Annotated in this window: 20 protein-coding genes; 3 read left to right on the top strand and 17 right to left on the bottom strand. The window is 37.2% G+C overall.

All coding sequences use genetic code 11. From position 1 onward, the window contains the following. Positions 1 to 161: 161 nt before the first annotated feature. Positions 162 to 293, bottom strand: coding sequence for a hypothetical protein (locus tag M3182_RS26265; protein WP_285869383.1), 132 nt, complete (start codon positions 291 to 293; stop codon positions 162 to 164). A 25-nt stretch (positions 294 to 318) separates the two neighbouring features. Then, the gene (locus M3182_RS23670; protein ID WP_251560336.1) at positions 319 to 1,278 is read right to left on the bottom strand and encodes a prolyl oligopeptidase family serine peptidase; all 960 of its coding nucleotides are present in this window, start codon (positions 1,276 to 1,278) and stop codon (positions 319 to 321) included. A 256-nt stretch (positions 1,279 to 1,534) separates the two neighbouring features. Between M3182_RS23670 and M3182_RS23665 the strand changes: the two genes are divergently transcribed. Next, positions 1,535 to 1,699 (top strand): hypothetical protein, encoded by a 165-nt coding sequence (locus M3182_RS23665; RefSeq protein WP_251437729.1) that lies wholly within the window; start codon positions 1,535 to 1,537, stop codon positions 1,697 to 1,699. 36 nt (positions 1,700 to 1,735) lie between these two features. On the opposite strand, the gene brnQ is transcribed toward M3182_RS23665, so the two are convergent. From brnQ to M3182_RS23645, 4 genes are all read right to left on the bottom strand, one after another. Then, the gene (gene brnQ, locus M3182_RS23660; RefSeq protein WP_251436720.1) at positions 1,736 to 3,103 is read right to left on the bottom strand and encodes a branched-chain amino acid transport system II carrier protein; all 1,368 of its coding nucleotides are present in this window, start codon (positions 3,101 to 3,103) and stop codon (positions 1,736 to 1,738) included. A gap of 521 nt (positions 3,104 to 3,624) precedes the next feature. After that, positions 3,625 to 3,924 (bottom strand): YokU family protein, encoded by a 300-nt coding sequence (locus M3182_RS23655; protein WP_251436723.1) that lies wholly within the window; start codon positions 3,922 to 3,924, stop codon positions 3,625 to 3,627. A 1-nt stretch (position 3,925) separates the two neighbouring features. Further along, on the bottom strand, positions 3,926 to 5,347 hold the full coding sequence (kamA, locus tag M3182_RS23650; protein WP_251560334.1) for a lysine 2,3-aminomutase: 1,422 nt from the start codon (positions 5,345 to 5,347) through the stop codon (positions 3,926 to 3,928). Positions 5,348 to 5,474: 127 nt separating this feature from the next. Then, entirely contained in the window at positions 5,475 to 6,848 is a 1,374-nt protein-coding gene (locus M3182_RS23645; protein WP_251560332.1) for a sigma-54 interaction domain-containing protein, read from the bottom strand. 220 nt (positions 6,849 to 7,068) lie between these two features. On the opposite strand from M3182_RS23645, the gene M3182_RS23640 reads away from it, so the two are divergent. Next, positions 7,069 to 8,046: an MBL fold metallo-hydrolase gene (locus M3182_RS23640; protein WP_251560338.1), complete on the top strand. Its 978-nt coding sequence runs from the start codon at positions 7,069 to 7,071 to the stop codon at positions 8,044 to 8,046. A gap of 36 nt (positions 8,047 to 8,082) precedes the next feature. Here the strand turns inward: M3182_RS23640 and ablB are convergent, their stop codons facing one another. The 11 genes from ablB to M3182_RS23585 all read right to left on the bottom strand — a co-directional run bounded on the left by ablB (position 8,083) and on the right by M3182_RS23585 (position 21,382). Beyond that, a complete protein-coding gene (ablB, locus tag M3182_RS23635) occupies positions 8,083 to 8,976 on the bottom strand; it encodes a putative beta-lysine N-acetyltransferase (RefSeq protein WP_251560330.1) in 894 nt (297 codons plus the stop codon). A gap of 117 nt (positions 8,977 to 9,093) precedes the next feature. Then, positions 9,094 to 10,359 (bottom strand): peptidase, encoded by a 1,266-nt coding sequence (locus tag M3182_RS23630; protein WP_251436736.1) that lies wholly within the window; start codon positions 10,357 to 10,359, stop codon positions 9,094 to 9,096. A gap of 25 nt (positions 10,360 to 10,384) precedes the next feature. After that, positions 10,385 to 11,050: a 3-oxoacid CoA-transferase subunit B gene (locus M3182_RS23625; protein ID WP_251436739.1), complete on the bottom strand. Its 666-nt coding sequence runs from the start codon at positions 11,048 to 11,050 to the stop codon at positions 10,385 to 10,387. A gap of 18 nt (positions 11,051 to 11,068) precedes the next feature. Next, complete coding sequence (locus tag M3182_RS23620; RefSeq protein ID WP_251560329.1) at positions 11,069 to 11,776, bottom strand: CoA transferase subunit A; 708 nt, start codon at positions 11,774 to 11,776, stop codon at positions 11,069 to 11,071. Further along, entirely contained in the window at positions 11,769 to 13,127 is a 1,359-nt protein-coding gene (locus M3182_RS23615) for an aspartate aminotransferase family protein (RefSeq protein ID WP_251436745.1), read from the bottom strand. The genes M3182_RS23620 and M3182_RS23615 overlap by 8 nt, the downstream gene beginning before the upstream one ends. 794 nt (positions 13,128 to 13,921) lie before the next feature. Continuing rightward, on the bottom strand, positions 13,922 to 14,902 hold the full coding sequence (locus M3182_RS23610; protein ID WP_251436748.1) for a S66 family peptidase: 981 nt from the start codon (positions 14,900 to 14,902) through the stop codon (positions 13,922 to 13,924). 36 nt (positions 14,903 to 14,938) lie between these two features. Then, positions 14,939 to 16,543 carry an ATP-binding protein gene (locus tag M3182_RS23605; RefSeq protein ID WP_251560327.1) on the bottom strand — a complete coding sequence of 535 codons (1,605 nt, stop codon included), beginning with the start codon at positions 16,541 to 16,543 and terminating at the stop codon, positions 14,939 to 14,941. Then, positions 16,530 to 17,381, bottom strand: a complete 852-nt coding sequence (locus tag M3182_RS23600; protein ID WP_251436754.1) for a CheR family methyltransferase — start codon at positions 17,379 to 17,381, stop codon at positions 16,530 to 16,532. Before M3182_RS23600 ends, M3182_RS23605 begins: the two co-directional genes overlap by 14 nt. Before the next feature lie 49 nt (positions 17,382 to 17,430). Further along, the gene (locus tag M3182_RS23595; RefSeq protein ID WP_251560325.1) at positions 17,431 to 20,130 is read right to left on the bottom strand and encodes a response regulator; all 2,700 of its coding nucleotides are present in this window, start codon (positions 20,128 to 20,130) and stop codon (positions 17,431 to 17,433) included. A gap of 242 nt (positions 20,131 to 20,372) precedes the next feature. After that, on the bottom strand, positions 20,373 to 20,576 hold the full coding sequence (locus M3182_RS26535; protein ID WP_432806648.1) for a YjcZ family sporulation protein: 204 nt from the start codon (positions 20,574 to 20,576) through the stop codon (positions 20,373 to 20,375). Between the two features lie 308 nt (positions 20,577 to 20,884). Continuing rightward, a complete protein-coding gene (locus tag M3182_RS23585) occupies positions 20,885 to 21,382 on the bottom strand; it encodes a PTS sugar transporter subunit IIA (RefSeq protein ID WP_251436760.1) in 498 nt (165 codons plus the stop codon). A 300-nt stretch (positions 21,383 to 21,682) separates the two neighbouring features. Here M3182_RS23585 and M3182_RS23580 point away from each other — a divergent pair, with 300 nt between their 5' ends. Next, positions 21,683 to 22,408, top strand: coding sequence for a DUF4397 domain-containing protein (locus tag M3182_RS23580; RefSeq protein ID WP_251436762.1), 726 nt, complete (start codon positions 21,683 to 21,685; stop codon positions 22,406 to 22,408). Positions 22,409 to 22,457: the final 49 nt, after the last annotated feature.

Here is a 22,457-nt window from a genome sequence, read left to right as displayed (position 1 = left end):
CCATCTGGGATTCTATTACATTTTCTTCTTTCAGTCGTTTCATCGAAATGACGTCTCTGTCCGAAAATGCAAGAAGAGTGTTGACTTCAGTCAACACTCAATGCGACTGCCCGTCGCACAAAAAACTGTCAACTATGACAGTTTTTTGAGTAAATTCTATTTTATTTGGTTGATTTATTTGCATTCTCATCTTTAATTTGAACTTTTTCCGGCCGATTAGGATAGCCTCGTTTCCCTTTTTCTGGACCAGTAAAATCATTTCTTTGATCTAAATAACTTTGTTTATTTTTCAAGAAAGAACCTCCTTCATGAGTGATACTATTTAGATTTTAAGTGTTCATCAAAAAATTGATATACGGTTTCTAAAATTTCCTGGCTTAAAAAACTCGTTGTTCCATGACCTCCACCCTTAACTCTATATAAAGTCACATCAGCATTCTTTCTTTTTAAGGCATTATACAATAACTCACTTTGATGAAATGGAACCCTTTCATCTTTATCTCCGTGCATAATCAAAAAAGGTGGTGCATCTGGAGTAACGTAAGTAATTGGGTTTGCCTTTTTAACCAATTCCTTATGTTCAAGAATTGGCCCACCTATTAACAATGACTCAGCAGATTTTGGATGCTCTGCATTGTAGGATTGGGAAGCCTTCGTCATTTGCAAAAAGTCTGTTGGACCATACCAGTCCACAACTGCTTGGACACAGGTATCACTAGATGGCTTACCTTTCACCACAAATTCCTTACTTTGACAACTCGTCGCTAATAGAGCTGACAAATGTGCTCCAGAAGAAGTCCCCCATAAACCAATAGCGTTTGGATTTATGTTGTATTTATGGGCATATTCCTTTAAAAATACAACAGCGGATCTTACATCCTCCAGTTGCGCAGGAAACTTTGCTTCATGGCTAGTTCGATGCTCTATACTAGCGACGATATAACCCCTTTCGGCTAGCTTAACGAGTTGTGGAATAAATTGATAGGTATCCTGTGGCTGATATTTTCCCCAACTACTCCCTTTAATGAATATTATTAGAGGGAGTTCCTTTTTCGTATTTTTAGGAATAAGCAAATGAATAGCTAGCTGTTTTTTTCCAATTTTTTTGTAGGGGATGTTGGCTTCTAGTTGGATAGGTTGATTGGTTTTATTACGATCAATTATCCTTATATCTGCATTATTATTAGAACTCCTTTTAGTTAGTGGGTTGGCCACAACCAAGGCACCAGCTGATGTAATAAATAGTATTAAGATGAAAAGCATGATATATTTTCTCATCTAACAACCCCTATCATCGTAGCTTTATTTTAGTATGAGTAGGGATGGGGAGTAACATGCAGATCAACGGAAATAAAACTTTCCAGGCAACCAACAGTATGTAAGTGTTTTTATTGACAATGGTTATTGCATATGGAATACTTGAACTACACTTCATGTTTTAGCATGAAGGGGCAGTAAATTGAATTAAATTAACTTAACTTATAGTATGTTTAAACCTCAGTTTTAACAAAAACCTATGGAAGGTGATAATCAGATGAAAGCAGAGAATCAAGAAAAAAACACACTATCTGTAGATTCGACTATATCTCTTAAAGGAATTGTTAAGGCTATTTTCAAGGATACCATCCATGTACAAATTGGAGGAAAAGTTATTTCCTTACCTATTTCAAGTCAAGATGCGAAAAATTTATCCTTATAAGCTTTTATTATTAGAGATACAGAAAAACACCTCTTATTATTTATAAGAGGTGTTTTTCTGTATCGTTATACCTTTGTATTGAAAATGCTTTTTACTTTTAATCCATTCAATTAAACTCCCAATGAGCCCTCCAATAATCGCTGGCAGAGTCCATCCCAAACCCACATCATAAAGAGGCAGCCATTCACTGAATAAGTGATTGATAACAGGAAAATGAATTTCCGCAGCGGTCAACCCATCAAATATACTCACAAATAATGTGAAGACAATGCTTGTCAGATAAATATTAGACTTCCCATCGATAAAACGATTCAGAAACACTAGTACCATCAAGACTATTGCAACAGGATAAATGGTCGTCAAAACAGGAACAGATATAGAAATGAGTTCCGTTAAGCCAACGTTAGCAAAAATTCCACTAAGCAAAGAAAATAAGATCGCGAACTTTCTGTATGAAACAGCAGGGATTAGTTGATGAAAATATGACGCACAGGAAGTTATTAAGCCCACACTTGTCGTCAAACAGGCTGCGACTACAATTCCACCTAATAGAAGTTGACCGAATGAGCCAAAATATAGCTCTGCGACTCTACTAATAACCAATCCACCATTTTCCAAATATCCTAATGTTGCAACACTTCCTGCACCAATATAGGCAAGCGAAGCATAAATGATTGCTAACAAAGCTGCGGCTAAAAGCGCGGCTTTTAGGGAAATCACCATCGCTTGTTTTTTTTCCGTAATCCCTTTTTCTCTAATCGCCTGAATGATAAAAATGCCAAAGACAAACGATGCTAAAGCATCCATCGTTAAATATCCTTCTTGGAAACCTTTAAAAAAAGCTGATTTTTCAAAGGAGTCAACTGGAGCATAAAGGCGATTAACCGGATTTAATAATGCCGTTATAATTAATATGCTAATACTTGTTAATAACAGAGGAGTCAAAACTTTCCCCATGAGATCCACTATTTTCGAAGAATTTAACGAAAGATAACAAGTAATTCCAAAGAATAGCACGGTGAAAATAGCTAATGGAACAGGACTGTCCACGTTTGTAATAAATGGCTTAATTCCGACCTCGTAGGACACTGTACCTGTTCTAGGAATTGCAAATAGCGGTCCAATCGCTAAATATAAGGTTGTCGTGAATACAAGTCCAAATACAGGGTGAACTCGGTTTGATATGGTTCGTAAATCACCACTCCCCGCAAAACTAAAAGCAAGAACACCTAGGAGCGGAAGTCCAACCCCTGTAACAATAAAACCTGCTACAGCTATCCAAACATTCGTACCCGACATTTGTCCAAGCATTACAGGAAAAATAAGGTTTCCTGCTCCAAAAAACAAGGCAAACAGCGTAAACCCCAAAATAACCACAATAGAACTAGTCTGATTCTTAGACAAGAAAAGCCCTCCAAATAACTTTTACGATATTGCGAACAACGTAATAATAGACAACGGAAAATCATTTATATGTGAATTAAAATAACTCCGTTAATATTCTGAAATAAACTTAACAACACGTTCTCGAATATACCATACTAAGTGACCATATAACAATCCTTTTTTCTATGGCTTTTTTCTTAAACTTTAACGCTTTTAGAGAAAAAATGTTAAGAATTAGCAAAGTTTCCATTGGAAAATAACTTTACATTAGGTGAAAAGAGCCTACTAACTTATTAGGATTTTATCAACAATCTTTACCATAACGCCTTTTCTTTTTAACAAAATAACGTCTATTATAAGTCAGGTTGAAATCTTAACCTTACCTATTATAAGAACAATGCTATTAGGGATTTAAAGATGAAATCCCCGGAAAAGTTTCTCCATTTACTTAAGATAATTTTTCTACTTATTATTCATAAACTTCGTCAAATAAATTTAAAAAACAACAAAAAAAGAATTCCCCAAATGGGAATTCTTTATCAAGAAAAAAAGTCAAAATAGTTACGTTTTAATAATCTCGGTAGCGACATCAATTCGTTATAATTGATGGTCTTTGGTATTTGTTTCGTATCAACTAATAATAATTGATCTTCTATATCCTTTGTTATTTTATCAGTCGAGTAAATCATTCCGCAGCTTGAACAATGGATGCAAGGTACATTCGAAATTTCAATTGCTCTTGTACCATCTGGTAATTCCCAAAATACCGTATGCTGTTCTTCTTCTGCCAAACTGCTACACCAATCACAAACTTGTTCTTTCTTCGTTTTATTATCCATTTCAATCCCCTTTCTGCTCAGGTTGACTACTATCACTACTAATTTTTTTCTGCTGGGCTTGGAACTTCTTTTCTTTTAATTCGTCCCGCTTTTGTCGCTTATCTTTTAAGGATGCGTGTTTTGGATCGGTTTCATATTTTTGTCGTCTATCTAGACGTTGTAAATCTTCAGGGACTAAGTTAAATTTACTGTCATTCATTACCGCAGCAATTCCAACATTTGATTTTTTCTTATCATATTCTGGATAAATTTTCTTAAAATAATTTTCGGCTTGCCCTGGAACATACGATTCCGGTTCTGGATAGGAAGTAATAACCCCCTCAAAGTTGCGCAATACAACCTTCTCCGGACTTTGTGAAATTAAATAATTGGGTTGAAGGGCAATCTTGCCTCCACCACCAGGCGCATCGACGACAAAAGTCGGTACAGCGTATCCACTTGTATGTCCTCTTAATCCCTCGATAATTTCGAGCCCTTTCGAAACTGGAGCTCGGAAATGGCCAATTCCTTCCGACAAATCACATTGATAAATATAATAAGGACGAACTCGAATCTTTACGAGATCATGCATAAGCTTTTTCATAATCGGAACACTGTCATTAATTCCGGCAAGGATCACAGCCTGATTTCCAACAGGAACTCCAGCATTTGCGAGCATTTCACATGCACGCTTTGATTCTTCTGTAATCTCGATGGAAGTGTTAAAGTGTGTATTTAACCAAATCGGATGATACTTCTTCAAAATATTACAGAGGTTTTCTGTTATCCTTTGTGGAAAGACAACAGGTGCTCTCGTTCCAATCCGGATAATCTCAACATGGTCGATTTCCCGTAAGTTCTTCAAAATATATTCCAAAATCGTATCGTTAATTAATAATCCATCTCCTCCAGAAATAAGGACATCTCTAACTTCTTCTGCACTTCGGATATAATCGATTGCAGCATCAAGTTGTTTCTTCGGTACCCCCATGCCAATTTGCCCTGAAAATCTTCTTCTTGTACAATACCGACAATACATTGAGCATTGATTGGTAACAAGAAACAAAACGCGGTCTGGATAACGATGCGTAAGTCCCGGTACTGGTGAATCCTCATCTTCATGTAGAGGGTCTTCAAGGTCGTATTTCGTTTTATAGATCTCTTTTCCAATTGGAACGGATTGCATTCTCACAGGGCATCGAGGATCGTCTCGATCCATAAGCGAAGCATAATAAGGAGTAATATTTAAGGGTATCGTTTTCGTTGAAATTCGAACACCTTCTTCTTCTTCTGGAGTTAAATGAATGACTTTTTTTAAGTCATCTAAAGTCCGTATCGTATTTGTCAATTGCCATAGCCAATCGTTCCATTGTTCTTCCGTTACATCTTTCCATAGTTCAATCTCCTTCCAATGACGCGAAGGTTTATAAACAAATGATTTCATGATGTGCTCCCCCTAAAAACAGTTTATTTATATACATGCAATTACCATGCCAAAATGTATTTTAGGAAGAGAGTAAGCAAAAGAAGAAAAAAAGAAAACAGCCTGCCGATTTTTGAGCAGACTGTTGTTATTTTTTCAGTTTATATTGTAGAGTTTGCCTAGGTATTCCCAGTAAACGGGCTGCTTGTTGAATATTCCCGCCACTTTCATTAAGTGCTTCTTCAATTAACTCTTTCTCATATTGACGTAATTTAGTATTTAAATTCTTAGGTTTCTCTTTGGAGGATTCATAGATTTTTGTTTTGAAAATCGGTGGCAAATCTGTAGTCGTTAGTAATCTCTCTTCACATAAATTCATCATATATTCGATGGTGTGTTTTAACTCCCTTACATTCCCTGGCCAGGCATGGGATAAAAAAAGTGAACTTACCTCTTCATCTAAACCTTCTACCGTTTTTACCAGTTGAAGATTAAAGGACTGAATAAACCTGTTTGTTAAAAAGAGGATATCCTCTTTCCGCTCTCTTAAAGGGACTAGCTCGAAAGTCAAAACATTTAAACGGTAAAATAGATCCTCTCTTAACAGCTTATTTTCTAACGCTTTCAGTGGGTCAATGTTCATTGCTGATACAACCCTGACATTTACTTTTTGTTCTTTAGTACTACCAACTCTTCGTACGGAACCGTCTTCAAGTACGCGTAATAATTTTGCTTGGAGCACAAGCGGCATCGTATGCAACTCATCCAAAAATAGGGTACCTCCATCTGCAAGTTCAAATAGTCCTGGTCGATCCACTGCACTTGTATAGCTTCCTTTCGTTGTTCCAAACAAGATGCTTTCTAAGAGGCTTTCCGGTATAGCTGCACAATTTTGTGCGATGAAAGGACCTTTCTGCCTTGTTGAAGCCTGGTGAATGGCATGCACAAATAACTCTTTTCCGGTGCCACTTTCCCCAAAAATAAGAATGGGAGATTGAGACTTTGCCAGTTTTTCCGCTTTTTTTTTCGTTTCTAGAAAAACCTTATTTTTCGTAAGAATATCTTCAAATTGAAAATGAGCTTGCGGCTCCGTTTCCTTTGTTGATTTTACCTTTAAGCTTTTTTGGATATCTGCTAATTTTTCAGCAAGCTCTTTGATTTTTGAATAGTCTTTAGCAATCTCCACGGCCCCTAGGAATTTACCACTTGAAAAAATTGGGAGGGTTGTGTTTATCGTTTCTATCTTTTTACCGTATAAATTAATAAAACTCTGTGATTGATTGTAGATTGGTTTCTTGGTCTTTAATACTTTTATGAGTGTACTCGACTTTTCATTTAAAGATGGAAAAATCTCAAGTAATGGCTTCCCCAAAACCTCATTAATTCGGAGGCCGTCATGCTTGGCGGCTACTTCATTGTAATAAATCGTAACACCGTCGGTATTGACCGCATGAATTGCCTCATCAATACTCGCCAAGATTGCAACTAAAAACTCCTCTGAAATTTTGGGCAATAGTACCATTCGTTCAACTCCCTATCATTGTTTCAATGGACATGGTGCAAAAAATCTGGCATTCATAGCAAAAATTTCGGCTCAAATCCATTTTTAAGTATTTCAAACTCCATTTTTTCTTCATTGAGACTAAATACTTGGTCAAATCCTTGTCATCATGTATGATTGGGCTAATAAAATTTATTAAAATTTCAAACAATTATAGATGAGGTGATTGATTTTGAGCTACGTGAAAGAAGATTGTGAGGTTTTTCCCATTATTGTGCCAGTAGAGTATGGGTTGAAAACCATTAATTTCTTTTTAGTTAGAAAAGAAAAAAGACTATTATTAATTGATGCAGGGATAGACGATGAATTGTGCTGGGGTGCATTAAACAAAACTTTAAATGAGAACGGTTTTAGTATTAGGGATATAACCGAAATCATCCTTACCCATCATCATTTTGATCATATTGGCTTAGTAAATAGAATTGTTCAAGAGCATCCTATTCCCGTCTACGCCTCCCCTCTGTCTATCAAGCGTTTAAAACGAGATTCGGTTTTTATGAAGAATAGATTGGCATTTTATGAAAGGTTTTATCAAGAAATGGGTTGTGGAGAATTAGGCAAAAAACAAATTCAATATCTAAATAAAGCACTAGAAAAAAATAAACATCAAGCCCTACAATGTGAGATTTCGCCAATCACTGCATCCACCTTCCAACACTTTTCGGTGCTTGAAATTCCCGGCCATGCACCAGACCATTTAGCATTTTGGGATAAAGAAAGGAATTGGCTGTTCTCCGGCGATCTTTTACTCGAACATATTTCCAGTAATGCTCTTATTGAACCGGATGAAAATGGCAATCGACTTCAAACTCTTATTCAACAACGAGACTCTTTGCTGAAATGTTTAAAGCTCCAACCTGAAATTGTTTTCTCCGGTCATGGTCAAGTCATCTCTGAACCGAATCGTCTCATCCAATTGAGGCTAGAACGGATTGAAGATAAGGCAGAGCGGTTTTATCAACTTATCCTAACAGGATTTTCTACAGCTAGTGAAATTGCTGAAACTTATTATAAAAAGACATACTTAGCACAATTTTCCTTAGTCATGTCAGAAGTGGTCAGTCACCTAGACTATTTAGAACTACAAGGGAAAATTAAAAAGAAACAAGTAAAAGGCATCTGGCATTATTCTGCAATGGCAACTCATACAGCTCATTAAAATTGTCCCCTTTAAAGAACTCAAAACAGTATTTAATCATTCGGTAATCTCAACCTTTGGAAGGTTACCGAATGAGGTGCTTGAAGAGCTTAAATCCCGAACCCATATATTCATATCCTCGAGTTTATTATAAATATAGCAATTATTCGTCATACGCCCACGATAGCAGTATCCTAACTGAAAAAGGGCTGCATTCATCCCAAATGACAATGATCGCGCAAGGGAATATGCGCAATAAATCCCTCTTGTTATCAATTCTTCTTCAAGTTTTTTTAACAGAACTTTCATTAGACCATATTTCCGATGTTCTTTAAGCGTGGCACAATCCGTCAATTCTGCATTCTGAAAAAGCGAGTTAACCTCAGCTGATGCTGCACTAACAATTTTATTTTTAACCTTGAACCCTACATAAATCGTTCCATCCTCCATCGTTTTACGAATAAAATCTGGATTATTCAAGGGCGTTGGATAAACTTCAAACACGCTCCGATATAGATTAGCTAGTTCAGATACGTCAGCTTCCCCTAGTTTATGAAATTGATAAACAATAGGAGGTTTTATTATTTCGGATTGTCGCTCCAATAACAAAACATGATGGAGGATTTCATCTTCTTTTACCCAATGGTGATTAGCATAACGTTCACTTCTATAAAACTTCGAAAATAAGAAACAATCAGACCCAAGGAAATACCGATCAATGATACCCTCAAAGCGAAACCCTCGCTCCAAAAGCATTTGCATTTGTTCCTTACGCGCTTTAAAAATTAGTTTTTCGGCATTATGAATCTTGGCTATTTTCTCACTTTCACTTATAATTTTAGATAAATTTCCTTGGGAGTCTTCCACACGGACACGTTTATTATAAGGGTCTAAATAAATATTTATTAGCAAATCTTCTTGCTTGTGGACAACCGATTTACTTTCTTGCAAACAACTCTCCCTCCTTTTAGCTAACCCCTCTTTCTAAGGCGTAGTTTCTTTTTTTGTGAACTAATGAATCCTTTTCAAAAAACCTGGCAAATGAGAGCCAGGTCAACCTCTTTCATTTTATTCAATTCCACACCAGTTCAAGATTGCTAGTGCAATAATTTCTGCTGTTTCAAATACATCTTCCAAAATTATATATTCGTTGGCATCATGGGCCATTTTCGTAACCCCCGGTCCAAAGACGACAACTGGAACTCCTCCAACCTTATTCAAAATCCCTCCATCTGTAGCCCATGGAGATGCCTCAATTACAGGAAGGTTTCCTTTAACCTGTTCAAAGCTTTTCTGCAGCACTGATACCAATTCATGGTCGACCTCAAGATCGCCAGGGAGCCATCTTGCACCAAACCATTCTACATTTGGTGGGTTATCTTTAAGCCATTGATCTAGTTTGGCTACTTTTTGAACCATTTCCTCCATTTGTTGTTTTGCTTCTTCCGTCGTTTCTTCTGGCGCTACACCCATCCTGCCTTCAATGACCGCTAGATCTGGTACCGAAGAAGGCCAGTCTCCACTATGAATCCTACCAATATTAATCGGAATCGGAATCGGGATACTCGCAAACAAGGGATCTTTTATGTGTTGATTTCTTTTCGTCTCTAACTCTCGAATACCTCGTAGCAGTTGTTCTGCCTTCTCGATAGCGCTAACTCCTTCATACCTAGTGCCACCATGGGCTTGCTTTCCTTTGACATTAATCCTAAACCACATTGACCCTTGTTGCTTCGGAAAAAGCTTCATATTTGTTGGTTCTGGGATAATCGCACCATCTGCTTTGTATCCTCTTAAAACCGCTGCTAGCGTACCAGCACCACCACTTTCTTCTTCTATGACGCTTTGAAAAATAACATCTCCTTTCAAACGTATCCCGCTATGAATAATGGCCTCCATTGCCAGAAGGATCGATACTGTACCACCTTTCATATCCGTTGAGCCACGTCCATATAGCTTTCCATCTTTTATCAATCCACTAAAAGGATCATGTTCCCAAGAACTTAAATCGCCAACAGGTACTACATCGATATGGCCATTTAAAATGAGTGATTTGCCCCCACCCGTTCCGGCTAAAACTCCCACTACATTAGGATTCCCCGCAAATTCACCACGATCCGAACAGAATGCAGGATGGTCTATTAGTTCTTTTTTATCGAGTTCCCAAATATCCATCTTCAGCCCAAGTTCACGGCACTTCTCGATGATAATTGCTTGGGCACTACTCTCCCTTCCACGAACACTCCCTTCTTGGACAAGTCTTTGGAGATACTCCGCTCCCTTGATTTTGTGGGTGCAAATATACTCTTTTACCTTTCTAAGTTCACCCTCCATACAACTTTGCCCCTTTCCACTTAAGCTATACTTCTATAACCTTCAAATCCTCGCTAACTGAGAATCTACAAGCAGTTTGCGCCGTTATTCGACTTACGGACGTTGTCGAAAAATACTCCATTAACACCAATTCACAATTTTTTATCTCAAAAACTGCCTTATCAGTGATAATCATATCAACGCATCGAGTTGCTGTAAGGGGTAATGTACATTGCTCCAGAATTTTTGGATTGCCTTTTTTATCTGTATGGCTCATTAATACAATTAGCTTTTTTGCTTTTGAAGCCAAATCCATTGCTCCCCCCATTCCGGGAACCTTTTTTCCTGGAATAATCCAATTCGCTAAATCCCCCTGTCGGCTGACCTGTAAAGAACCTAAAATAGAAACATCTATCCTGCCACGTCTTATCATTCCAAAAGCAGTTACGCTATCGCAATAAGAAGCACCTGGAACAATCGTAACTGGATATCCTCCAGCATTGCATAGATTTCCATCCTCCAACCCACTCCCCGGGCTAGGTCCCATTCCTAGAATTCCGTTCTCTGCATGAAACATTACCTTAGTTGTTTCTGGAAGATGATTTGGAACAAGAGACGGTATCCCAATACCGAGGTTTACAACCATCCCTCCAACGATTTCCCTCGCAGCCCTTTTCGCCATTAGATTCCTAATATCAAGCTCTGAGGCCATCGACATCCCTCTTTATCCTTAATTTTCCTCCCAAACCCATTTCCAATTCACACCATTAGATAGAATCACCATATCAACAAAAATCCCAGGTGTTACAATTTCTTCCGGATCTAATCCTCCTAAAGGAACAATTTCCTTAACTTCTGCAATTGTAAAATCCCCAGCCATTGCCACAAGAGGATTGGTGTTTCTAGCACTCTTGTCATAAACCAAGTTTCCATAAGGATCAGCTTTCTCAGCGTATACAATCGAAACCTCCGCAGTTAAAGCTGTTTCTACCAAATACGACCTTCCGTTCAACTCCATTTGCTGTTTCCCTTTTGTAACACTTGTGTTATCCAGCCCCACATCCGTTAAAATTGCCCCCAACCCCATACCGCCTGCTCGTATTCTCTCCACTAACGTTCCTTGTGGAGAAAATTCCACTTCTAATACGCCTTGATTCATTAATTTTCCTGCAATTGGGTTAGAGCCAATGTGCGAAGCAATCACTTTTTTGGCTCGCCCTTGACTAACAAGTTTTCCAATCCCAATATTCGGAAATCCTGTATCATTCCCAATTAACGTTAAGTTTTTTATCTCTTTAGCAAGAATGCCCTCAATTAAATTAGGAGGGGACCCTACACCCCCGAATCCCCCAAACATGACGGTCATCTCTTCCTTAAAAAAAGCAAGCGCTTGTTCCAGAGTAGCGATTTTACCAAACGGATTCTCGATTTCAATCATTTAAGTAAACTCCTTGTTCCTCTATATATTTCCCCAATAATTTTAAAGCAGAAGTTAAGAGGTTAACGAGCTTTTCAATTTCTCGCTTTGTTATCGTTAACGGAGGGGCAATGATTATTGCATCTCCGCTCTTACCATCCAATCCCGCCGAAGCAGGATAAAGTAAAAGTCCCAGGGATTGTGCAATCTTTACTGTTTTTTCCGTCACCATTAACTCACGTTTAAACGATTTTTTGGTTGCACTATTTTGAACGAACTCGATACCAATAAGTAATCCTCTACCTCTAATATCACCGATAAAAGGAAACTGTTTTTGTAATTTTACAAGCAAACTCAGTAAATAGGTTCCTTTTGACTCAACATTTTTAATCACTTGATTTTGTTTCAAATAATTCAATACTGCTAAAGCAATGGCTGACGATTGAGGATTTGCACTTAATGTATGTCCTCCCATGATACTCTTTGATCCTTTTCGGATGGGTTCTAATACCTCCTCCGTTACCAAAGTCGCCGCAATCGGAGCATAACCAGCTCCCATCCCTTTGCCAAGAGAAACGATATCAGGAACGACATCCCAGAACTCACAGGCGAGCATGGTTCCTGCACGCCCAAATCCTGTCATAACTTCATCAGCAATAAAAAGAATTTGATGTGTTTCACAGATTTCTTTAATCAGCTTGTAATACCCCTTAGGTGGTGTAATTGCACCTCCAGCGGCACCAATAATCGGTTCAGCAATAAATGCTGCAATCGAATGGGAACCAATCCGCTTAATCGCAATATCAAGTTCCTGTGCACATTCTAATTGACAGCTATCTGGTTTTTTATTATAAGGGCAACGATAACAATAAGGCGGGGATATTACGGGGAGTTCGTCTAAGATTGGGACAAATCTGGATCTTCGAATAGGATGCCCGGACATCGATAATGCTCCTTGAGTTATTCCGTGATAGCTTACCCAGCGTGAAAGAATTTTTATTTTTGTTGGTAATCCCTTCTCTTGCCAATATTGAATGGCAATCTTCATTGCAGTCTCTGTTGCTTCAGACCCACTGTTGACGAAGAAACTCCAATTTAGATCTCCAGGGAAAGAGTGGGCAATTTTCTTAGCCAGTTCCTCAGCAACTTCACTGGTAAATTGTGACCGGTAAACAAAAGATACTTTTGAGGCCTGGTCATTCATTGCTTTAATGATTTCCTGAACGCCGTGGCCAATATTCGCTGTAACAGCACCTGACGAAGCATCCAAGTATTGTTTTCCAGCCACGTCGTATAAATATACCCCCTTTCCATAGGAAATCATTGGGTACTGTTCCTCAAGATTAGGCTTAATTAGATAAGTTCGATCCATTCTCAATCCGCCCTTTATTTACCCATTTTCAATTCTTAAAGCTCATTCTTTGAACCTCTATCTCAACTAGTCAAGATTTTTTATATGGCTGTGTAATTTTCCTGTTGATTTTGAGCAGATTGATTGCAGCTGATGGTACGTATACTTCTGCGGGAGTGGATGAAAAGAGAGCCCAAGTAACAAAGCGACTAGGAGGAGTGAGATCTGCCGCGGATAGCGAAGTACATTGAGCGGAAAACGTAACTTAACACAGCCAATTAATTATGTGCACACAGTAAATAGGATTTAAAAAGAGGCATTTAAAAATTTCTTCACGAACAAACAGCCTATTTCCCTTTAAAATGACCTTTACGTTATGATCGGATCTCACTAAAACAGCTTTCTTTAAAATTGTATGAACGAATTCGATTATTCTTTCATAGAAGATTCATTCTTAAAAAATAACTGACTAAATGGCTTCTATGTTTACTAAGAGTTTTTATTTTTGGCTCTTTTCTCAAAAATTGTTGTTTTTTTAAGCCATCATAGAATGATTTAGTTATTATTCCATTCCAATTTGTTTGCTAGAGGAGAAAAGAGCTTACAAACTAAGTAGTAACGCAGAGAAAAGCTTATTACTCGTTAAAATTGACTTTAGGATTTTAACAGCGTTTTACGAAAACAGCCTCATTCTTAAAACAACGCTTTTTAGAAAAGTGCCTCATAAATGATGCTACATTTTACAACACAAAAGCCCCTAGTTCATAATACAGAACTGGGGCTGTTAATATTTATGGGAAAACGTTATTTTGTTTTTATTCTGTCTGTTCAATTGTTATTTCTACTTCCCCATCCACTGCAGAAACATTAACGACACTACCAATTGGAATTGTCGCGAAAGGATGGACATGACCAATATTAACATTCGCAATAATTGGAATTCCTTGTAACCCTTGTTTTGAAGCAATGATTTTCTTTAATGCATCATTGGTCATTTGGGAGTTTTGTTGAAAACGTCCGATTAAAATTGCTCTAATTTCATGTGCTCCTGGTTGATATAATAAAGATTGTAGTTGCCGATCAAAGATTCTAGCATGTGTCTCTTCATCATCCTCTATGAATAGAACTGCATTCTTCAACGAAGGCATCAATTCAGTTCCATGAAGAAGACTCATAGTCGCTAAATTTCCACCAATTAAAATCCCAGAAGCCTCTCCTTCTTGAAGAACCAAGTTCCCGTCATTTTTCATGTATGTACGTTGATCGATTTCTAAATACCATGGGTCATCAGACCAAGTTTCAGAAGGCTCAATTTCAAAAGGGGCATCATTAGTTACAGCTTCAAGAAAATACCGTAACGTATAGTCTAGACCGCCTTTCATTCCAAAGGTTGAAAAGTGTGGACCATAATAAGAAACAAGACCTGTTTTTTGGTACATCGCCAACTGAAGAGCCGTTATATCTCCGTGTCCACAGAAAATTTTAGGGTTTTGAGAGATTAAACGGTAATCAATGGAACGCAAAAGATGATTCGCATTATATCCCCCAAAAGCAGAAAAAATCCCTTTGACTTGTGGATCTCCAAAAGCTTCGTGCAAATCGATCAAACGTTCTTCTACAGATGAACTAAAAAATTCATCATGGACCTCTGTTGATTTGCCAAATGTCACAACAAACCCTAAATCATTTAGCCTCTTCAAGGCCAATTCTATTTGTTTCCCTTTCACAACAGCCATACTTGTCGAGGGTGCAATTACTCGAATTTCGTCACCTGGTGTTAATCTTTGTGCAAACATTTGAATTCCCCTCATTACCTACTATATTTGACTTTCTTAAAGAGCCTTATACTCCATGTTTTCTTGATACAAAGGCAGCCTGATGGAAACTGTCGTACCTTTCCCTTTGATACTATCTATCTGCATAGTTCCTTGATGACTTTCTACAATACTATGACATACCATTAGCCCTAAACCAGTACCTTTATCTTTTGTTGTAAAGAAAGGTTGACCAATTTTAGATAATAATTCTGTGGGAATCCCACACCCGCCATCAATGACTTTAATTTCCACTTCGCTACCGATTTGTTCAATAGAAATAATAATTTCTCCCCCATCTTGCATTGCTTCAATTGCATTTTTTAGGAGGTTAATAAATACTTGTTTTAACTTATTCTCCTCACCATGAATGATAAGACTTGGAAGACCCTGATTTTTAGAACATTGAATGGTAACTCCATATAAATTAGCTTGCGCTTCCATTAGCGTAATAATATTTTTTAAGATAACCCCAATATCAATTCTCTTAAAGTCAAGTTTTCTTGGTTTTGCTAATAATAGCAGCTCACTCACAATGGTATTAATTCTTTCAATTTCTGTAATCATAATTTCCATATAATCGTGATTAGAATCGATTTTATCCCCAAGCAGTTGCGTAAACCCTTTCAAACTTGTTAGTGGATTTCGAATTTCATGAGCAATTCCAGCAGCCAATTCTCCTACAACTGTTAACTTTTCGGTCTGATGCATAAATTCTCGGCTTTGCTTTAACTCAGTCATATCACGAACCAAAATATGTAAACAAGAAACACCTTGATAATCAAAGGGTATGCTTTTCACTTCTACATGAATTACTTCCCCAGTAAGACAAATTAATCGACATTCATACATATTTCGTCCGCTACGATTCAGTGTGAATATTTTTCTTACCTTTTTATGATCTTCTGGATGAATAAAATCAAATAAAGATTGTCTCTCAATTTGCTCTTTCGTTTGCGCCTTGAGAAGTTTGACACCCGTTTGATTCACAAAAAAGGGCTTCTCTTTATGTTTTTCGGTCAGAATGATTGCCTCAGGCGATTCCTCAACAAGCTTACGATACTTTTTTTCACTCTCCAGAAGTTTCTTATTCGCAACTAGTAATTCATTTGTTCTTTCCTTTACGAGCGCTTCAAGCATTTCTTCATTATCCCTTAACGCCTGGTTTGCTTGCTCTAATTCTTCTGTTCGCTTCGCAATCACCTTTGCTTGTTCTTCGATCTTTTTCTGATTTAAATACAAAGAGACAAATCCATTTACTTTCCAATTGAGAATATTGGGGTTGAACGGTTTAATAATAAAATCTATAGCACCAACTGAATACCCCTGCATGACATTTTCATCCGTTTGATTTAATGCGGTTACAAAAATGATTGGAACATCTCTTGTTTTTTCTCTTTGCCGAATCAATTTTGCTGTTTCGAAGCCACTCATTCCAGGCATTTGTACATCCATAATAATAACGGCAAACTCTTCGCGGAGCACCCACCTTAATGCTTCTTCACCTGAAAGGGCTTTGATAAGCTGATATTTAGGAGAAGTAAGAACAGCCTCTAAAGCTAATAAATTTTCCTCCCTGTCATCAACCAGTAATATCTTAACAATTTGATTATCCATTTCCATTCTGCCCTCCTTCCGTCCTTCGATAAATTTTTTCTTCACAATTAAAGTGATCATAATATTGTTCATGTTTCGGAAAGGATAAGCCTTCACGATTTCCTAAAGCCAAAAATCCTTCTGAACTTAAGCTATTAAGAAATAACTCATGGACCCTAGATTGAAGCTCATGATTAAAGTAAATTAGAACATTCCTACAAATTATTAGATGAAACTCATTAAACGACCCGTCCGTTACAAGATTATGCTGAGCGAATATGATATTCCGAGATAACTCTTCACGGAAAACAGCATAATTGTTGTTGACTGTATAATATTCTGAGAAATCATTTTTTCCACCTGCATGAACATAATTACATGTATATCCCTGCATCTTTTTCAAAGCAAAATAGCCTTGCTTAGCCTGCCTAATTACATGATGATTCATATCTGTTGCATAGATTCTTGTTTTATCGTAAAGACCTTCTTCTTTAAGAAGAATAGCCATCGAATAGGCTTCTTCTCCCGTAGAGCAACCAGCGTGCCAGATTCTAATATTGGGAAGGTCACGTAACAAGGGGAAAACCTCATTTCGAATCGCTTTGAAAAAGGATGGATCTCTAAACATTTCTGTTACATTAATAGAAAAATCTAGATATAATTTTTCCATCATAATAGGGTCGTGTAAAACCTTATCTAAAAGGGCAGTAATGGTTTTCAGTTTCTCTGTTTTAATCCGATGCCATATTCTACGTTGAATCGAGGAGAAAGAATATTTACGAAAATCAAATCCATAATGCTGATAAATCCCTTCTAGCAAAAGCTGTATTTCAAGTCTTTCTAGGTCATCATTTTGGTCGGACATTATATGGTCCTTTTCATTTATTAAGTTAACAATGACGAAAACCTCCAACCTATTTATATAGCCAAACCTTTAATAAAGAGAGAAGTTGTTCAAGATTGACAGGTTTACTAATATAGTCTGAAGCACCTGCCTTTAAACATTTTTCACGATCATCCTTCATTGCTTTTGCAGTTAGTGCAATAATTGGTAGTTCTTTGAAAGCTTCTAAAGTCCTAATTCGTCGCATTGCCTCGTATCCGTCCATTTCCGGCATCATAATATCCATTAGAACTAAATCGAGTTCTTTCTTTTCGGTTAAAATTTCCAAGGCCTCTTTCCCATTTTCAGCAAAGCTTACTTGAAGGCCAACTTCTTCCAGGGCAGTAGTTAGCGCAAAAACATTTCTCATGTCATCGTCCACTAACAGGATATGTTTTCCTGATAAGATGTCCCCCTTAATCAGACTAAGTCCTTCCTGTTGAATTAGATGACTAGAATCAGGACGTACAGGTTTTACCTTTTCTCTCTCTTCTTCAAGCGATACGGCAACTTCATTTAAATGAATAATAGGTCTTTCCGTTTCTGATTGGTTGAGTGGCACAAAGAATGAAAAAGTACTTCCTACCCCTTCTTTACTATCAACCGTGATAAAACCACCAATGAGGTCTGCGAGCCCCTTACTGATCGAAAGACCTAGCCCCGTCCCACCAAATTTACGGCTTGTGGTTCCATCTGCCTGCTGGAAAGCTTCAAAAATTAAATCTTGTTTATCTTGAGAAATTCCAATACCTGTATCCCGGACTGTAAATACGAGCAAGTTTTTATCTACATTATTATCTTGCTGTAATATCGATACGGCCAAATGAACAGATCCTTGTTGAGTGAATTTTAAAGCGTTTGAGAGTAAATTTTTTAGTACTTGATATATTTTCTGTTCGTCTGAATAAAGAATCGTTGGTACTTGTTCCTGAATCTCAACCATAAAAGAAATTCCTTTTTGATCTGCGACTGGGGTAAATTGGTTCTTAACAAAAGAAACAATCGCTCGTATATCTATTTCACCAATATCAAGTTGAGATTTTCCCGACTCAATTTTAGATAAATCTAAAATATCATTAATTAATTCTAGCAAATCCTTCCCAGAAGAGTAGATGGTATTCGCATAATTTGTTTGCTTTTCGGAAAGGTTTCCCTCTTTGTTTTCCAATAGAATTTGAGCTAAAATTAGGATGCTATTCAGTGGTGTTCTCAATTCATGGGACATGTTTGCTAGAAACTCAGATTTATATTGAGAGCTTAATAGCACTTGTCTCGTTTTTTCTTCTAATGCAGCTTTCGCTTCTTGTAGGTCATTGGATCTCTCCTCAGATTGACGATATTGTGCTTCAAGCTCCTCATTCATTGTTTTTAATTCTTCTTGTTGTAACTGCAGCTCTTCTGACTGATTCTGAAGTTCTTCATTTAGTGTCTTCGTTGCTTCTAACAATTGTTTGACCTGCATTTGCTTCTGGATTCGATTAATAATAATTCCCAACTGCTCTGTTGTTTGCTCTAATAAGCTTTCATGTGTTTGGGTAAACTCATATAAACTTCCAACTTCTAAAACTGCTAAAACTTCTCCTTCTAACTCTACTGGTAAAATCAGAAGATTTTTAGGGGATGCTTCCCCTATCCCTGAGGAAATCGAGATATAGTCATCGGGAAGCTGAGACAGTTTTTTCGCCTTACCATCTTGAAGACATTGTCCTGTTAGGTCCTCTCCCATCTCAATTGTTTCTTTAACCGTTGACGTAGCATAAGAAGCTAATTTACTTAAATAGAGCCGTCTTCCTTTTTCCTCCTTTAAATAAAGGACCCCGTAACCAGCTTGAATCGAAGGAATAATAGCTTGCAAGTAGGCTTTACCTAAACTCTTTAAATCATGTAAATCCTGAGATAAAATGGATAGTTCAGCTAGATGTGTCTTAATCATATGCTGTTCTTTCATACTCTCTTTATAAAGGGTTTCTGTTTTCTCGTGGGATTCTAACGCCGACGCCATTTGATTATAAGCCGTGGCAATTTCACCAATTTCATCTGGTTTTGTAACATTGATGCGTGGAAGTTCCTTTAGCCCATTCTCTACACTCTTCATTACTTCTTTAAGTCTTCCTAACCGATAGGTAATCGTATAAATCGACCAAAAGGACAGCGCAATTCCTAAAACAACCCCTGTCACAATTGAGATCATTCCTACATTGACTGCAGCCTTCATTCTCTGCTCGGTTTCTGAAATCACCTTGTCCATTTCAGTCTCTTGATTCTCGATTAATAAGGTAATAAAAGAGAGAATTGCATCACGGTCTTGCCGCACTAACCGAAGACCTTCGTCGATACTAGCTAACTCTGCCATATCCTCATTTATTTTATTGGTGTTTTCTTCAAACCTTTCAATTCTATACTTTAATTGCAATAATTCCTCTTTTTCAGTTGGTGTGGAACTCATATCAATCAGAGAATCAATATTGGAATTCACCTCAAAAAGGATTTCATTCATCGATTTTAGATTATTGTCCGTCTCTGATGTATAATCTCCTTCCAACTCGGCATGAACATAAAAGGTATCTTCCCTAACCTCATTTAATAATTTCACCTTTTGATACCGTTCCTTAACAAGTTCTTTAATTTCCTCTGTTTGTCTGCTTTGTACATTTATATTGACAATAATTAAAATAGTCATCATGAAAATAATAATCCCAAACCCTATGTACAACCTCGTGGCAAATTTCATTATTATCCCTCTAGTCATATTTTTAAATTTTTCAAGATTCTGATTTATATATAAGCTATTAAATTGTCGATGTCAATCGAATTTTCCCTCTTTTCTACCATTAAACCATATTTTTCCGTTAATAGGACCCCTTAAAATGAAATAAAGTATACTCGCTTATTCTAAGAGCGAATAAAGTTAATATCCTACTGTCTAATCGACAAAAAAAAATTGCCCGGTAATTCCGAGCAATTTCCAATCTATTACCAAGTACCGCAGCTGCATCCAATGATAATTAACAAGATAAATAATACGACCACGAGTACAAAAGTACCACATCCGCCATAACCTACTCCAGCTACAGGGCCGGCATAAGGGTAGCCACAATAGCCATAATCCGCAACCCCTGCTACAGGTGCGGTAACCGCAGGTGCAACATTGTCAAATTGATGATGAGTGTAATGCATGAACATCTCTCCTCACTGTTTTACTATATTTCTTACACTCTTACTCTATGCTGTGGGTACTTGACCTGTTTGTGCATCTGCCTATTTTATCTTTTAACCAAAAGTTGGTTCCCTATTTGTTATTAAAATGATTATCTGTATGAACAGAAATAAACATTTGGTGATGGCTATTTTGAAAAAATTGTTGTTAAATTCCTAAAGGAGAGTAAAACGCAAATTCGCCTTTCGTAAGGAAATTAAAGCCATAGTGTAGAGAAAGATGTATTTTCACAAAAAAAAGGCGAGTACGTAATGTACTCACCTTTAGATTAATTGAACGTGACTTCGAGGAGCGGCGTTGCGCCTTTTTCTACTTGACCTTCTGCTAATTTTTTTAAGGAAGCTGCTTGGTCTGTATTTGTAATAATTAATGGTGTTACAGTGCTCTTTGCTTTCGATTTAATGATATCAAGGTCAAAAGAAACGAGCTTGTCCCCAACTTTTACCTTGTCTCCTTCGCTAACAAACGTCTCGAAACCCTCACCGCTTAATGAAACAGTTTCTAAACCAATATGAATAAGAATTTCCGCACCGTTTTTTGCACGAATGCCAATGGCATGTTTTGTAGGGAAGACTTGAATAATTTCGCCATCTACAGGTGAAACGGCAATCCCTTCACTTGGGTCAATTGCTAATCCATCCCCCATCATTTTTTCAGCAAAAACTGGATCTGGAACGTTTTCAAGAGACAAAGCAGTCCCAGTAATTGGAGAAAATACTTGGATGGTTTTGATTACTTCTTTCTTTCCAAATAACTTTTTCAACATAGAACAATACATCCTTTCAATAACCTGAAATGTTCATTTTAAGATTCAATCTAAAGGTTGTCAACTAATACGCACTGACACCATATTGAATCGAAACATATTATGAAGGGAACCTCTATATGTGAAACTAAAAATATTGGAGCAATATAGTTCGTTTGAATAGATGTATTTTACTCTTTATCACCTTTACTTATTCACATCCTAGAAAATGCTTACTCTTAATTTCTGGCACAAGTCTGCTTGAATTCCATAATATATAAAGAGCAGTCACAACTAAGAAAAATCTAAAAGGAGAAGGATATGACCGTGAACCAAAGTCAGCATAATGCTTCGTACCAAGCGGCCATGTACCCAAATTTACCGATTCTCAATGAGTATCATAATCCAAGTCTCCCCTTATATTATGACCTGAATAAGATAAAAAACATAAATAGGAAGCCAAGCAGTAATTCCAAAGATGATAAACAGCCGGCAAATATTAGGATTTTTCACTCAAACCCCATTTGTCCATCATTATCAATCCAAGTTGATGGATTTCCATTTGCCACTCCCTTATCCTATCGAGAATATAATCATTACATGTGTATTCGTCCAGGAGAGCATACCATTGAGTTAGCTCCTACAGATCGAGAAATCTCTACTTATGTAAAAAAAGTACAATTGTTACCAGGTAAATTTTATACTTTAATTGTGACAGGAGATCAACAAAAACCACAAGTATTTGGCTTTGAAGATCACCCGCTTGTACCTAGCGGTGAAGCGAAACTACGTTTTATCCACCTCAATCAAAAAAACGAAACTTATGACATAGCTGTACAGAACAGAGATGTTATCTTTTCGAACTTATCTTATATGAACGCAACAACATATCTTGGTTTAAATCCAATGAAGTTGAATCTAGAAATTCGAAAAGCAGGTACAAACGAGGTTGTCAAAAAGCTTCCAGAGTTTAACTTATTTGCTAACGTCACATACACCGCGATGCTCTCTGATGATGAAATTGAGTTAGTTCGTGATTATTTTTAATGTTCCCCAGTACAAACTATATACTGGGGTTTTTTCTGTCTTAAACGCT

It is taken from the genome of Mesobacillus maritimus (assembly GCF_023715205.1).
Lineage (GTDB): Bacteria > Bacillota > Bacilli > Bacillales > Cytobacillaceae > Mesobacillus_B > Mesobacillus_B maritimus_C.
This window is presented reverse-complemented; position numbering and strand designations above follow the sequence as displayed.